This is a genomic window from Oceanispirochaeta crateris (genome assembly GCF_008329965.1).
Classification (GTDB): Bacteria; Spirochaetota; Spirochaetia; order DSM-2461; family DSM-2461; genus Oceanispirochaeta; species Oceanispirochaeta crateris.
Genome location: NZ_CP036150.1, coordinates 197,810 through 212,100, shown reverse-complemented (window position 1 = coordinate 212,100; position 14,291 = coordinate 197,810). Strand labels below are relative to the sequence as shown.

At 46.6% G+C, this 14,291-nt stretch carries 11 protein-coding genes; 3 read left to right on the top strand and 8 right to left on the bottom strand.

Features of this window, described 5'->3' with window-relative positions:
- Positions 1-16: 16 nt before the first annotated feature.
- The 3 genes from fdhD to fdhF are packed head-to-tail and all read right to left on the bottom strand — an operon-like array spanning position 17 to position 4,076.
- Complete coding sequence (fdhD, locus tag EXM22_RS00910; RefSeq protein WP_168203268.1) at positions 17-772, bottom strand: formate dehydrogenase accessory sulfurtransferase FdhD; 756 nt, start codon at positions 770-772, stop codon at positions 17-19.
- Positions 769-1,368: a molybdenum cofactor guanylyltransferase gene (gene mobA / locus EXM22_RS00905; RefSeq protein WP_149484698.1), complete on the bottom strand. Its 600-nt coding sequence runs from the start codon at positions 1,366-1,368 to the stop codon at positions 769-771. Before mobA ends, fdhD begins: the two co-directional genes overlap by 4 nt.
- On the bottom strand, positions 1,365-4,076 hold the full coding sequence (fdhF, locus tag EXM22_RS00900) for a formate dehydrogenase subunit alpha (RefSeq protein WP_149484697.1): 2,712 nt from the start codon (positions 4,074-4,076) through the stop codon (positions 1,365-1,367). The genes mobA and fdhF overlap by 4 nt, the downstream gene beginning before the upstream one ends.
- A 122-nt stretch (positions 4,077-4,198) precedes the next feature.
- Between fdhF and EXM22_RS00895 the strand changes: the two genes are divergently transcribed.
- Positions 4,199-5,383 (top strand): MFS transporter, encoded by a 1,185-nt coding sequence (locus tag EXM22_RS00895; protein WP_168203267.1) that lies wholly within the window; start codon positions 4,199-4,201, stop codon positions 5,381-5,383.
- Here EXM22_RS00895 and EXM22_RS00890 read toward each other — a convergent pair.
- Together EXM22_RS00890 and EXM22_RS00885 are read right to left on the bottom strand one after the other, a co-directional pair.
- The gene (locus EXM22_RS00890) at positions 5,315-6,247 is read right to left on the bottom strand and encodes a phosphatase PAP2 family protein (RefSeq protein WP_149484696.1); all 933 of its coding nucleotides are present in this window, start codon (positions 6,245-6,247) and stop codon (positions 5,315-5,317) included. The two genes, EXM22_RS00895 and EXM22_RS00890, sit on opposite strands and share 69 nt — an antisense overlap.
- Positions 6,248-6,416: 169 nt before the next feature.
- Positions 6,417-7,574, bottom strand: a complete 1,158-nt coding sequence (locus tag EXM22_RS00885) for a DNA-methyltransferase (RefSeq protein ID WP_149484695.1) — start codon at positions 7,572-7,574, stop codon at positions 6,417-6,419.
- Between the two features lie 281 nt (positions 7,575-7,855).
- Between EXM22_RS00885 and EXM22_RS00880 the strand changes: the two genes are divergently transcribed.
- Positions 7,856-8,716, top strand: coding sequence for a flagellin N-terminal helical domain-containing protein (locus EXM22_RS00880; protein ID WP_149484694.1), 861 nt, complete (start codon positions 7,856-7,858; stop codon positions 8,714-8,716).
- Positions 8,717-8,785: 69 nt separating this feature from the next.
- Here the strand turns inward: EXM22_RS00880 and EXM22_RS00875 are convergent, their stop codons facing one another.
- Entirely contained in the window at positions 8,786-10,411 is a 1,626-nt protein-coding gene (locus EXM22_RS00875) for a glycoside hydrolase family 13 protein (RefSeq protein ID WP_149484693.1), read from the bottom strand.
- Between the two features lie 296 nt (positions 10,412-10,707).
- Between EXM22_RS00875 and pgmB the strand changes: the two genes are divergently transcribed.
- Positions 10,708-11,379, top strand: a complete 672-nt coding sequence (gene pgmB, locus EXM22_RS00870) for a beta-phosphoglucomutase (protein ID WP_149484692.1) — start codon at positions 10,708-10,710, stop codon at positions 11,377-11,379.
- A 109-nt stretch (positions 11,380-11,488) separates the two neighbouring features.
- On the opposite strand, the gene EXM22_RS00865 is transcribed toward pgmB, so the two are convergent.
- Positions 11,489-12,562: an ABC transporter ATP-binding protein gene (locus EXM22_RS00865; protein ID WP_149484691.1), complete on the bottom strand. Its 1,074-nt coding sequence runs from the start codon at positions 12,560-12,562 to the stop codon at positions 11,489-11,491.
- Positions 12,563-12,574: 12 nt separating this feature from the next.
- A complete protein-coding gene (locus EXM22_RS00860) occupies positions 12,575-14,275 on the bottom strand; it encodes an ABC transporter permease (protein ID WP_246157054.1) in 1,701 nt (566 codons plus the stop codon).
- Positions 14,276-14,291: the final 16 nt, after the last annotated feature.

Below are 14,291 nucleotides of genomic sequence, written 5' to 3'. Positions count from 1 at the left end.
TCCTGCCCGGGGAGAGCTAATGGCCTTTAGAAACCGTGTCCACCCTCTCTTCATGGGTGTAAATATTCATCCTCAGTCCCCGGGCAAAACCGCAGACGGTAACACCATAGGATTCGGCCAAAAATAAAGCCCTGTCCGTCGGGGCAGAGATTGAAACAATCATGGGAATGCCCATGTGGACCATCCGCAAGATCAAATCCGATGAGATCCGTCCGGATGTGATGATCAATCCCTGATAAAAATCCACATGTCCTGAATACCCCTTCCCGATCACCTTGTCCACAGCATTCCTTCGACTGATATCGTCCGCCCAATACTCAATTTGATCCTGGGCAAAGGCGGCCATGTGTACCCCTCCGGTCTCATGATACACCGAGGGAATTTTTTGAAATTCTGCAACCAAAGAGAGAATATCATCGGCTGTTCTAGGCGATCCCTGCCGTAGTGGTTGAATGTTCTCATCCAACTCGACCCGTGTGGAAGCGCAGTCTACAAGATCCCTCTGAGTTTTGACCTGAATGTTTCCCTCCAGAGAGACCCGGCAGATGGAACCTTCCAGCATGATCTGTGGGAGTTCTTTTGATTTCAAATAGCCTTCTGTACACAGAATTCCTGTGACCAGATCAGGAATATCCCGGTTTGTCACCGGGATTTCCCGAAGGAGCGTTCCATTCAGGTAAAGGGACAACCAGTTTTCACAAATAACCCTATCGGGCCTTCTTTCCGGACGGCCATGATTATATCGGACAATTGAGACCTCTTTTATAATCATAGAGGCAGTTTTTCCAGGTCGGTGGGGCTGTTTATATTGGAAAAGCATTCGGGCCTGATGCCTCTCAAAAGTAAATTTTCCTCCTCCAGAACAATTTTGGGCATCCCCTCAATGACCTTCTGCAGCTGATACTCTCCAGAGTGAAAAGCTTCAGCCCACAGAGGCAGAACCGTATCAGGATACAAGCTCAAAAAGGGCTGATACTTTCCGGCTAAGCGGAGGATGGTCGCCTCATTCCGGCTTCTGGATTCCCAAAGGGCTTCCAGGACTTTGGAGTCGAAAAAAGGGATATCACAGGCCAAAAGAAGAAGCCAATCCTTCACATAGGGGATGACCGAGAGAATCCCGTTGAGGGGAGTAGATTCGGAAGATGAATCTTCTAAAACGGGGAGGCCCGTATAGAGATAAGCCTCTGGACTCTTCGCCAGAAGATACGTTTTATCCGTCATATAAGCGGCTCCCTGTAGTGTCCACTCTAAAAGTGTCTGTCCTTTCCAGGGATACAAGGCCTTATCCTGCCCAAAACGGCGACTTCCCCCTCCCGTGAGGATTCCCGCGGTGACGAAGGGCCCCGCTTTTGTCTTGAGACTTATCATACCAGCTCCACCCTGCAGGCCGATACTTTTAGTTCTGGTATCTTGGAAGCCGGGTCTAGAGCATCATTGGTCAGCCTATTGACGGGTGATTCATGAAAATGAAAGGGAATGAAAAGAACTCCCGGGGCAACACGATCACTCTTTCTGGCAGGGACAACGATCTCTCCTCTTCGGGAGGTCACCTTCAGAAGGTCTCCCTCCCCGGCCCCTAATCGGTCCAGGTCTTCTCCGTTGATCTCTCCATAGGCTGACGGGGCAAAATCGTTCAAGGCTTCAGACCGCCTTGTCATGGTAGCGGTGTGATAGTGATAGAGTAAACGGCCGGTAGACAAAACAAAGGGATATTCCTTATCTGGACGCTCAGCAGGCGGAATATAGTCTACGGGATGGAACAGACCCTTCCCCCTGGAAAATTGCTCTTTGTGGAGGAAAGGTGTACCAGGATGCTCCTGTGAAGGACAGGGCCATTGGAGATTTTCATCTTCCAGACGTTCATAGGAGATGCCCCCATATATGGGAGTAAGAGACGCGATTTCCTTCATGATTTGTGAGCTATTTTTATAGGCCATGGGATACCCCATGCGGGTGGAAATTTCAGTAAGAATCTGCCAGTCTGCTCTGGACTCTCCGGGAGGTTCGACGGCCTTGCGAACTCTCAACACCCTGCGCCCCGTATTGGTAAAGCTCCCCTCTTTCTCGGCGAATGCCGCTGCCGGGAGAATAACATCGGCCAATGCTGAGGTTTCTGTCATAAAAATATCCTGAACCACAAGAAAATCGAGGGCCTTCAGGGAGGCTTCTACATGATTTAGATTCGGATCGGAGAGCATTGGATTCTCACCCATGATCATCATGCCCCTGACGCGGCCTTCCGAGGCGGAATTCATCATTTCCATCACGGTCAGACCCGTTTTTGCAGCTAAAGGGGCCCTCCCCCAGGCGGTCTCAAACTTTAAGCGGATCTCAGGATCTGAAACATGTTGATAGCCGGGAAACACATTAGGAAGTCCCCCCATATCACAGGCTCCCTGGACATTGTTTTGTCCTCGTAAGGGATTCACTCCCGTAGAAGCCCTGCCGACCTGACCGCAAACCATGGCGAGATTGGCCAGAGACAGTACATTATCCGTACCGGTAATGTGCTGGGTGATGCCCATGGCGAAGACAATGGAGGATTTAGAGGCAGCTCCATAGAGACGGGCGGCCTGGCGCAGCTGCTTTTCAGAAATGCCCGAGATGTCTTCCACTACGCGGGGAGTAAAGGGCTTGACGGCTTCTTCAAGGGCCACGAAATTATCCGTCCGGGTTCTGATAAACTCCCTGTCGGCCAATCCCTCCTCTAAAATGATATGGATCAAGCCGTTGATCCAGGCGACGTCTGTACCGGACTTCGGTCTGAGCCATAGAGTCGAACCTTGAATCAAATCAATTTTCCGTGGATCAATGACTATGATCTGAGCCCCTCTATCCCTGGCATTGCGAATGTAGGTAGCGGTAACCGGATGGGTCTCAGAGACATTGGCTCCCGTAACAAGAATGCAGTCTGCCCCTGCCAGATCTTCAATGGGATTTGTCATGGCACCGGACCCGAAGGCACGAACCAGCCCGGCGACGGTTGGGGCATGGCAAAGCCTGGCACAGTGATCCACAGAATTGGTCCCCACGGCGGCCCTGAAGAATTTCTGAAAAATATAATTCTCTTCATTGGTACATCGGGCCGAGGCCAATCCCGCGAGAGAATCCGGTCCAGACTCATCCCGGATCTCTGCAAGTTTTTGTGCCGTATAATCCAGGGCTTCCTCCCAGGAGACTTCACAAAAAGTTCCCTTTTTCCTGATGAGAGGGACCCTCAGACGCTCACGACTGCCCAGGAATTGATATCCGAATCGTCCTTTTACACACAGACGTCCTCTGTTGGGCAAAACATCCGCTCCGGCCCCCCTCACCTTGACAACCTGGTTATTCCTGACCCAGAGGTCCATCTGACAACCGACACCACAGTAGCCGCAGCTTGTCCGGACTCTTTTATCAATATCACTGATTCGAAACCTTCCATTGACGGGCTTTTCTGTCAAGGCGGCGGTAGGACAATTCTGGACACACTCTCCACATCCATCGCAGCTGGATTCTTTCCAGGTCCAGTATTCTGGTGAAGGAAAAACCTGCATACCCCTATCCATAAAATCCAGAACATGCTTACCCTGAAGCTCTGAACAGGCCTGGATGCAAATTCCACAGCGGATACACTTTCCCGGATCAAATTCCAAAACCGGAGAAGTGACATCAGGCTCTACTACGGGACGATCTTCAACAGCTCTGAAATCTCTGCACCCCTGAGCATCAATCTGATACCGGTAGGCTAGATCTTGCAGGGTACACTCTCCCGCCTGGTGACAGATTGAACAATCATAATCATGATCTGCAAGAATCAGTTCCAGAGTTGTCCGTCGTACAGCCTCAATCTCGTCATCCATGGAGCAGATGTCCATCCCCTCCTCCACAACAAGAGAACAGGAACTCTTCAAGCCGGCCAGACCTTTTACACGGACCACACACATGCGGCAGGAGTCCAGGGGAAGCATATGTTTCTTGTAACACAAAGAGGGGATATCAATCCCGTGTTCACGGGCGGCATCAAGAAGTCTCATTCCAGATCTAGTGCTGATACTCTGACCATCAATGATGATGTTGACATTCTTTGAATCCATAGGCCCTCCTTTTATTGAGAATACCATATAGTTGGAACCATATGTTATTAAAATCCAAGATTAAAATGGATGTTTTAGTCTAATATGGAAGGAATCAATACATTGAAATAGGAAGAACCTAAATGAAAAGAACAGGGATCAGCCTCATTGCTTTATCGTTCATTGCCTTTATTTCTCTGGGCCTTCCCGACGGGCTTCTGGGCGTAGCTTGGCCCGGCATAAGGAAGGATTTTACCCTTCCCCTGGATGCGATGGGTCTCCTCCTTATATTTTCGACGGCTGGTTATACTCTTTCCAGTTTCTTTAGCGGGGTATTGGTCAAGAAGTTAGGACTGGGAGGACTTCTCAGCCTGAGCTGTGCTGTGACGGCCATTGCTCTCCTGATCAACTCGATCACCCCTCTATGGGTCTTATTTGTTGCAGCATCAACCCTGGGAGGATTGGGAGCGGGGGCCGTAGATGCGGGGATCAATACCTATATTGCCCAGAATCACAGTGACCGTATGATGCAATGGCTTCATGCCAGTTTTGGCTTGGGCGTCACCATCGGCCCAGTAATCATGACACTGGGAATCACACTGACCCAGCGTTGGCAATGGGGTTATATCATCGTCACCATATTCCAAATCCTTCTGGCATTGATTTTTCTTTTTACCCGAGGCTGGTGGCACAATATGACTCTGAAAGAGGAGACTCATGTAAAAGAAGAAGCGTCCCTCTTAGAAACAATGAGAAGACTCACGACCTGGCTGAATATGTTGATGTTCATGATTTATACAGGTGTAGAACTGGGGTTGGGCCTCTGGTCTTACACCCTTCTAACAGAATCAAGGGGAGTCTCACCCACGCTTGCAGGATTCATTTCCGGGGCCTACTGGGCAATGTTTACCATCGGCCGTATTCTAGCCGGCTGGTTCAATAGGAAATTGACAGTCTCTGTTATGCTCTATTTCAGCATTTTCCTTGCCATCCTGGGAACAGTTTTTATTATTGTGGATCTCCATAACGGCTTAAGCATATTTGGTATCGGATTAAGCGGACTGGCCATAGCCCCTATTTTTCCTGGACTGGTTTCCGATACGGAAAAACGGGTGGAACGAAAGTTTCAAAGTCATACCATAGGCATGCAGATTGCCGCAGCCGGAATTGGAGCGGCCCTCGTTCCATCCCTGGCTGGTATTCTAGCCAGGATATTTGGCCTTGAAATCATTCCCTACTTTATGTTAAGCGCTCTATTCTTACTCCTCTTGAGTTTTCGCCTCTCCCACAAAGGGAGAACTGTCGAACAGACGGACTTTGCATCCTAGCCATGGAAATATCAGGGTCATCCATAATCCCATGAGGGCATATCTCAAAAGGTGACTGAATGCGGCATCGGACAGTAAAACCTTGACTCCTCCCTGGAGGAGCACAATCCCTGAAATACCTATGAATATTCTGAGGATTTTCTGTAGGAGAGTCCCCTTTGATGCAGAAAAATCAGTGAACCGTCTCTCTATAAGAAATCCGGAAAAACAGCCCAACAGTATACCGGCCCCCTTGAAAAAATCCTCGGTTTTGACTGCGCCTCTAAAGTAAAACACTTCTAGAAAGGACATCATGGCTGTAAATAGAATTGTCAATCCGCTTAATATCAGGATAAGTCGCTCCAAGCCGGAAGGGTCCTCCCAGAGGCGGTCGATCTTTGACGCAACCAGCCAGGCTGTGCTGATCCCCAGAAACCATCCGCCCAGCACATCAAGGGGCCAGTGTACCCCCAGGTACAGACGGGAGATCCCGACAAGGAATAAAATTACCAGGCAGCAAAGCTGAAAAAGCCTGTTCCGGAAGAGATAAACAAGGGTGAAGTAAAAACTGGAAGCTCCCTGTGTATGACCACTGGGAAAGGAGTACCCCGTTGCCGTTTTAAGCCGTTTTCCATTGATATTGTCCAGAACCTCGAAGGGCCGGGGACTATGTACAAGAATCTTCACAAGATTATTGAGAAACAGGGATGTCAGTAAAGTAAATGCCAGGATCATGCCCTTTTTTTTGGAAATTCCCCAAAAAAACACAGCAATAATGAGGATATAAATCAGCTCTTCCCCAAACATAGTGATACCCGTGGCCATCCCATCCCAAAAAGGATTGGCCTGAGTCTGAAAAAAAGCAAGAATGTCTGTCTGAATCATTTAGGTATTTCCTATCAAAGTTTTTGAGGGAAGGATCAAACCTTCGGTACTGCCGCCTTCTGTAGCAAGACTGTAGAAATAATGTACATAATATAACAGGTATTTACGATTTGTCTAATATGTTCAAACCTGAGCGATGAGGGGGGAGATGCACCACAGGATGGATATTTCAGGAGCCCTCAAAGCTTTCATTGGTCCAGAGTTTCCTCTTCTTCCTCTGAGTAAGGCTCTGTTCCGTAAACAGACAGTTCATATCCTTGCGGTAATCCTCCAGGATCTGACGCTCCGTATCCAGAATTTTAAACCGGGCGATAATTTCATCGGAAGGACCAATGTCCGTCCCGATCCAGCGCCGATCTTTGAGTTCGGCTACGATATAAGTGGAGCCTGAACCACCGAAGGGGTCAAACACCAGATCTCCAGGTTTGGATGCCATCTCGATGACCCTGTCCAGGAGTTTGATAGAAAGCTCATTGGAGTTTTTACGCCTCTTATATTTAGCATGACGCACTGGAGGAATATCCGTCCAGATATCCGTAATATTGACTCCCTTTTTATTCATCTTGGATTTATACCCTCCGTAATCCTTGAGGTCTCCATAACATTTGGGACAGATCTGCATGGGAATACGGTCGGGATTGAAAGTGTTGGCCTTCTTCCCCTTGGTAAAATAGAGCAGAGAATAATGTGAGGGATACAGGCGCCCCCGTATGGGGAGGCTGTATTTGAGATCTACGGCAATCCAATTTTTAAAATAGAGAGACTTATTCAGTCTTTTTGAGATTTCAATATTCCAACGGGGCAGATTCCACAAAAATAGGGCTCCTCCTGGTTTGAGAAGCCGGCACAGCTCATCCACCCAACGATTCATCCAAAGGATATATTCTTCTTCCTTGAGCAGATCATTCATTCCCGAAGGATATTTTTTATTCAGATTAAAAGGCGGATCGGCAAATATCAGATCCACTGTCTCATCTTCCATGCCGGCCATGACATCCAAACAGTCGTTCCGATAGAGTGTTCCCAGATCAGTATTCATTGTCTGGTTCAGCTTTTTGATTCTACGTTTTCCTGGTTTCAAGGCGGGAATGACATCCAGGTTCTTTTGCAGATACTCCAGAGTTTCCCGGTCCACAACCCCCCAAAGTATTTTTAACTGCTCTTTATTATAATGAAAGTGTTCTGAGAGTTTTTGGAGATGCACATCCGAGGGCAGTTTCCTGTCCTTAAAATAACTTTTCAATGTTTCAGGACTAATTCCCAAATTTTCTGAGAGATTTTTCAGTTCTAAGGGGGTTTTGGAGAAAAAATCGGAGCTTGAGGTCATGAAGTTGATTTTAGAATGATCATATCGCTTTGTCGAGGACTAATCACAGAAAAGCAGAATCCATAATATCTCACAATGAAGGGACAGGCAGAAACAATAATGATTCTTTTTTTTTTATTAAACCCTTAACTCTTTATGGTCCATACCGATACTTGAGCATCCCAAAATTCACCTTAAATTAATTTTTTATTTTATGAATACTGCCCCCGATACAGATATTGGTGGATGAATTTTCTGCCCAGGCAAGGATGCCTGAAAATGTACTAGCACACGGAGGAATTATGATTATCAATCACAACATCACGGCCATGACGGCCAACAGAAATCTGGGCATTGCCGGCAACAATAGTGCGAGCAATATGTCAAAACTCTCATCCGGAATGAGAATAAACAAGGCTGGTGACGATGCATCAGGATTGGCTGTATCAGAGAAAATGAGATCTCAGATCCGCGGTCTGAACCAGGCTTCCCGGAATGCTGCAGACGGTATTTCTTTTATCCAGACAACAGAAGGTTTCCTCCAGGAAACCACAGATATCATCCAAAGAGTCAGAGAACTGGCTGTTCAGTCATCCAATGGGATTTACACCTCTGAGGATAGAATGCAGATCCAGGTTGAAGTTTCACAGCTTGTAGACGAACTCGACCGTGTAGCATCCCATGCCCAGTTCAATGGTATGAATATGCTTACAGGCCGTTTTGCCGCCGAGACAGGCAGCAATACTGTTACAGGTGAAATGTCCTTTCACATCGGTGCCAACATGGACCAGAAAGAGCAGGTTTTTATCGGAACAATGACAGCGGAAGCTCTGGGTATGCGTCAGCTGGGCAGCGGTGAGATCATGTCAATCTCAACCCCTGAACAGTCTAACAGAAACATCGGAGTTCTGGATCAGGCATTGAAGACAGTGAATAAGCAGAGAGCTGACCTGGGTGCTTACCAGAACAGACTTGAAATGGCTATCAAGGGAATTGATATCGGTGCTGAAAACCTTCAGGCTGCCGAATCTAGAATCAGGGACCTGGATATGGCTAATGAAACTGTAGACTTCACAAAAAATCAGATTCTGTCACAGGCCAGCAACGCCATGTTGGCTCAGGCCAACCAGAGAACTCAGTCAGTTCTCCAGCTGCTGCAGTAATCTAAGATCCAATCACTGGACTATTGGACCTGAAAAAGCCCCATTCGGGGCTTTTTCAGGATTTATCATCTATCGATCTTTAACAACAAGACTCTCCCAGGGCCTGAGGAACAGACCCGAAACATTCTGCCTGATCCCTGGATAGTTAGAGAGAAGGATTTGATCTTTATTGAAGGCTTTCATATTGAATGCGGCCGGGGATGAGCTCAAATTCAATACAACCAACACCGAACATCCTTCATGACTACGTCTGTAGGCAAAAACAGCAGGATCTGATTTTTCCATCTCCATCCGGCCGTATGAGAGGCAGGGATTGCTTTTTCTCATGGCAATGGCCTTTTTATAATAGCTGAGAACTGAACAGGGATCAGCCTCCTGACGGGCAACATTAATATGCTGCCAGTTCCGCGCCATCATGATCCAGGGTTCTGCCTCACTGAAACCTCCATGGGCTGAGTCATCCCACTGCATGGGTGTTCTGCTGTTGTCCCGTCCCCATTTAATGATATCAGCCAACACTTTTTCTGTATCCTGGCCTTTTTCCTCAGCCACTCTGTATTTGATCGTAGTATGGGGGTCTCTGAATTGATCCAGACTGGTGAATCCCGCATTAACCATTCCAATCTCGTCCCCCTGATAGAGGAAGGGAGTTCCCCACTGTGTCAAAATCATGGTGGCAAGACAGGTGGCAGATTCCTTCCAGTAACGTTCTTCATCTCCAATGACCGAGACCATCCTCGCCAGATCATGATTCCCTAGAAAAACAGCATCCCAGCCCTCTTGAGAGAGCTGTTCATACCATTTTTCATAGAACTTTTTGTAATTCCGGGCGGGATTTTCCTCAAACTCCCCTTCCTCCAGGAAGCCCAGATGAAAAATCATATCAAACTCATGCCGCGCCTTATCCACATACAACCGGGCACTTTGGGGTGTAGAGCCGCCTGTTTCACCCACAGTGACAGGATGATACCGGCTAAAGACCCGTTTATGCAGTTCCTGAATATATTTATGGCCCAGCTCATGATTTCGAAAATGACAGAACTGCTTGCTCTCTCCCGGAGCGTGAACATAATCAGGATTCCCTTCCGGTTTCCCAATGAGGTGTATGGCGTCCAACCGGAGTCCATCAATTCCCTTTTCAAGCCACCATTCCACCATGCGGAAAATCTCTTCCCTAAGCTCCTGATTTCTCCAGTTCAGGTCAGGTTGTTTCACTCCAAAAATATGTAAGTAGTACTGACCTGTTTTCTCGTCCAGCTCCCAGGCTTCAGGGCAGAAATAGGAGTCCCAGTTATTCGGCTCATCCGCCCAAATATACCAATCCCGTTTGGGATTATCCCGGCTGCTTCTGGACTCAACAAACCAGGGATGTTCATCAGAACTATGATTGAGAACCAGGTCCATCATGATTCCGATATTCCTTTTATGGGCCTCTTCGAGGAGTCTCTCCAGATCTTCCATACTGCCCATTTCGACCATGATGTTCTGATAATCCGAAATATCATATCCCATATCGTCATTGGGAGAGGAACAGAATGGACTCAGCCAAAGCATATCGACTCCCAGAGAACTCAAATACTCCAGTTTCTCTGTGACCCCCGCCAGATCTCCAACACCGTCACCGTTGGAGTCTTTAAAACTCCGGGTATAGATCTGATAGATCACCATTTCCTGTATTGGCTTATGATGGAACATATTCTGTCTCCTGATATAGAACGTCTAAGAAAGACATAAAGTAGCGGATTTTCTATGAGGTTGGCAATCCCTGAATATTTCATGACCTATTTTATGACGACGGTACATGAAAAATAGAGATGGATGAACTATAGACCTGGCAGTTACAGATTCAATGTCATAGAATTATTGATTGTGAAGAAAAAGTGCATCTGCAGTTTCTCCCCCGGAGCTGAACTAAAAGATTCACTCTTACTACATGTCGATTCTTGCAATCAATCATGCAAACAGACGGTCAATCCGCAAAAGGAAAAATCATGAGCCATAACATTAAGGGGATTATTTTTGATTTAGACGGTGTTCTTGTGGATACTGCCAGGTATCACTTTCAAGCCTGGAGGCAATTGGCAGAATCTCTTGGATTTTCATTTACTGAAGAAGAGAATGAAAGACTCAAGGGGGTATCGCGCCGGGCATCTCTTGAAATACTACTGTCCATGGGTAAGCTAACTCTATCAGAGGATGAAAAAGAGTCTGCCATGGCAAGCAAAAATAAAAACTATGTAGAAATGATTGGCAAGATGACTCCCGAGGGGATCCTCCCCGGAGCCCTTGACCTGTTGAAGGAGCTGAAACAGTCGGGAATAAAAACAGCTCTTGGGTCTGCCAGCAAGAATGCCCCTCTAATTTTGGAGAGGACTGGACTGGCAAGATACCTGGACGCCGTTGTGGACGGAAACAGAACAAGCCGAGCCAAGCCCGACCCGGAAGTCTTTCTCCTAGGAGCCGGCGATCTAAAGCTAGAACCGGGAGAATGCCTCGTCTTTGAAGATGCGGCAGCCGGGATAGAAGCGGCGCAGAACGCCGGAATGAAAACCGCCGGAATTGGCCGAAAAAACCAGCTCAATAGAGCCGATATCCTTTTCCCGAATCTGCAGGGTGTCACCTGGTCCGTACTTTCTAAAAAATTGTCAGATCTTCCGCGTTAAAATGACTTTCAGAGGATTGGGCTGACAGTGAAAAACAAGGAGTTCTCCAGCGACAATACCAGGGAAGAAATTGTCACTGGGAGAACTCATAGGCCCTTAGGAGGGGAAACTATTTTTCCAAAATATGGATGGAGTTTGGATCCATAGAAAAGGAAAGGATTTCTCCCACATCGGCGGTAATTTTTCTCATGGGATTATTCTCTGAGATTTCAAAGGTCTTACCGAATATAGAGACCTCATATTCGTGATGAGAGCCCATAAAGACACTCTTAGTGACTTCGGCTTTAAAATCCTTTTCACTCGTGTTGAATGACTCGGGACGAATCATAAACTGCACCTTATCTCCAACCTTATGTTTTGTTGTTTTTTCCGTGACATACTGAACGCCATGCACATCCAGAACAACCGTATCACCCTTGTCTCCCACAATTTGTCCATCCAGAATATTGGCTCTCCCGATAAATTGGGCCACAAAGGCATTGATGGGTTTCTGATAGATCTCCCTGGGAGAACCGATCTGCTGAATGGTTCCGTCCTTCATGATGACAATCTTATCGGAGAGGCCCATGGCTTCTTCCTGGTCATGAGTCACATAGATAGAAGAAATTCCGACTTCTTTCTGAATTTTCCTGATCTCATCCCTCATATGGAGTCTGAGCTTGGCATCCAGATTTGACAGGGGTTCATCGAAGAGAAGGACACCGGACTCCATGATCAGTGCTCTGGCTAGGGAAACCCGCTGTTGTTGTCCACCGGACATCTCCGATGGGACTCTCTGGGCAAAGTCTTCCATTTTCATAAGCTTCAGAATTCGATCGACCCGTTCATGCACTTCAGCCTTAGGCAATTTTTTGATCCGCAGGCCATAGGAAATATTGTCATACACATTCATATGGGGAAACAGGGCATAGTTCTGAAAAACCATGGCCGTATCTCTTTTATCTGGTGTCAAATTGGCGACATTCTCATTCCCAATGAGGATCTCTCCTTTTGTTGGAATTTCAAATCCGGCCAACATACGCAAAGTCGTTGTCTTTCCACATCCTGAGGGCCCCAGGAGACAGACAAATTCTCCTGGATTGATTGTCAGATTGATATTATCTACGGCTTTTACCTGATCATTCTTATTGGTGATAAATGTTTTAGTCAGGTTTTTTATTTCTACTTTCATTTTTTTGTTCATAATTTAGATCTCCTATTCTGTACTGATATTCCTGATTAGAAATTTAATGAGTAGCATTACCAGACTCACAATGATAATCAGAATCGTACAGTAAGCAGACGCCACACCCATACGACCAACATCAATTTGAGCCATGATGGAAGTTGTCAGCAGTTTATACTGTGCCGAAATGAGAAATATAACCGTACTTACAAGGGTCATGCTCCTGGCAAAAGTAAAGATCAATCCGTTGAGAAAGGCATTCTTAATCATAGGAATGGTCACACTTGAAAAAACTTTGCTGCTGGAAGCGCCTAGTACACTAGCCGCTTCTTCTATGGTCGGGTCAATCTGCTGTAAAGAGGTAATTCCCGACCGGACTCCCACAGGGAGACTTCTGATAATAAAGGCCATAATAATGATAAAGGCCGTTCCGGTAATGGGGGGAATCAGAGTCAGACCAGCTATCCCGTAACTCTTATTGTAACTGATAACATATCCTAAACCGATGATGGTCCCGGGAATAGCCAGGGCCATGATGGTTGTAAACTCGATGAAGGACTTTCCAAAGAATTTTTTTCTGACAATCAAAAAAGCAATGATCATGCCCAATATCCCAGAAACAGGTGTAGCCACAGCAGCCAGAATCGTCGTTGTCACAACGGGTTGAAACAGTTTGGGCTTAAATATGTACCTGTAATGTTCCAGAGTCGGTGTGTAATTGACTCCCCACAGCTTCACAAAGGAGCCGATGGGAATAAGTATATACATCATGATGACAAACACCGTAAAGAGAGTGAGAACTGTAGTAGCGGGTACTGTAATTTTCCGGGAACTGATCAAATCTCTGTGCCGGGAAACTTTACCGGTCACTGTCACATAGGACTTCTTGCTGACATAGTATTTTTGTAATACAAAAATAGAAATAGAAATAGACAACAGAACCATAGCGAGAGCCGTAGCCGTACCGAACTGGTAATTCCCAATCCCCTCCTGATAAATCTTGACCGCAACGGTGGTAAAGTTTCCACCAATAACCACGGGGTTGGCAAAATCGGCAATGGACTGAATAAAAACCAAAAGGAAGGCATTCGCCAGGCCGGGGGCCATAAGGGGGAGCGTCACCGATGTGAACACCTTGAATCTGGAGGCACCCAGATCTCTTGATGCCTCTTCAACAGAGGGGTCTATCCTCTGAAGCAGAGCGACTAACATCATATAGGCTATGGGGAAAAAACTCAGGGACTGAACGAGCACCAGCCCATGAAAACCATAGATTTCAGCATCTTTGAGGCCTAATAGTCCTCTTGTGATAAGCCCTACCCTACCAAAAAGAAGTATGGCCGACAGAGCCACGACAAAGGGGGGAGAGATGATGGGCAGAATAGCGATGAAATCAAAGGTCCTTCTAAACCTGATCTTCATATAAGTCGTAACATAGGCAAAAACAAATCCTATAGCGACTGAGATAGTAGCAGTCACAATGCCCAATAGGATGGTGTTTGTCAGAATCTGGACATTGCCGTGCATGGCAAAAACATCCTTGTAATTCTGAAGACTGATCATTTTTTGATTTGTGAGACTCTCCAGCAAAATATTATAGAGAGGAATGAGGATGAAGAAAGTGACAAGAGCCAGTGTGAAAAGAATGATAGCCAGCAGGGCCGGGTCATTCTTTAGATTCAGTAGCAATTTAAAACTACTTCTCATTTTAAGTTTGTTGGTAGTTGTCATGAAGCCTCCTTGTTGT

Excerpts from the sequence above, each read along its gene's own strand:
- fdhD (WP_168203268.1), bottom strand. The coding sequence starts at position 772 with ATGATTATAAAAGAGGTCTCAATTGTCCGATATAATCATGGCCGTCCG.
- mobA (WP_149484698.1), bottom strand. The coding sequence starts at position 1,368 with ATGATAAGTCTCAAGACAAAAGCGGGGCCCTTCGTCACCGCGGGAATC.
- fdhF (WP_149484697.1), bottom strand. The coding sequence starts at position 4,076 with ATGGATTCAAAGAATGTCAACATCATCATTGATGGTCAGAGTATCAGC.
- EXM22_RS00895 (WP_168203267.1), top strand. The coding sequence starts at position 4,199 with ATGAAAAGAACAGGGATCAGCCTCATTGCTTTATCGTTCATTGCCTTT.
- EXM22_RS00890 (WP_149484696.1), bottom strand. The coding sequence starts at position 6,247 with ATGATTCAGACAGACATTCTTGCTTTTTTTCAGACTCAGGCCAATCCT.
- EXM22_RS00885 (WP_149484695.1), bottom strand. The coding sequence starts at position 7,574 with ATGACCTCAAGCTCCGATTTTTTCTCCAAAACCCCCTTAGAACTGAAA.
- EXM22_RS00880 (WP_149484694.1), top strand. The coding sequence starts at position 7,856 with ATGATTATCAATCACAACATCACGGCCATGACGGCCAACAGAAATCTG.
- EXM22_RS00875 (WP_149484693.1), bottom strand. The coding sequence starts at position 10,411 with ATGTTCCATCATAAGCCAATACAGGAAATGGTGATCTATCAGATCTAT.
- pgmB (WP_149484692.1), top strand. The coding sequence starts at position 10,708 with ATGAGCCATAACATTAAGGGGATTATTTTTGATTTAGACGGTGTTCTT.
- EXM22_RS00865 (WP_149484691.1), bottom strand. The coding sequence starts at position 12,562 with ATGAACAAAAAAATGAAAGTAGAAATAAAAAACCTGACTAAAACATTT.
- EXM22_RS00860 (WP_246157054.1), bottom strand. The coding sequence starts at position 14,275 with ATGACAACTACCAACAAACTTAAAATGAGAAGTAGTTTTAAATTGCTA.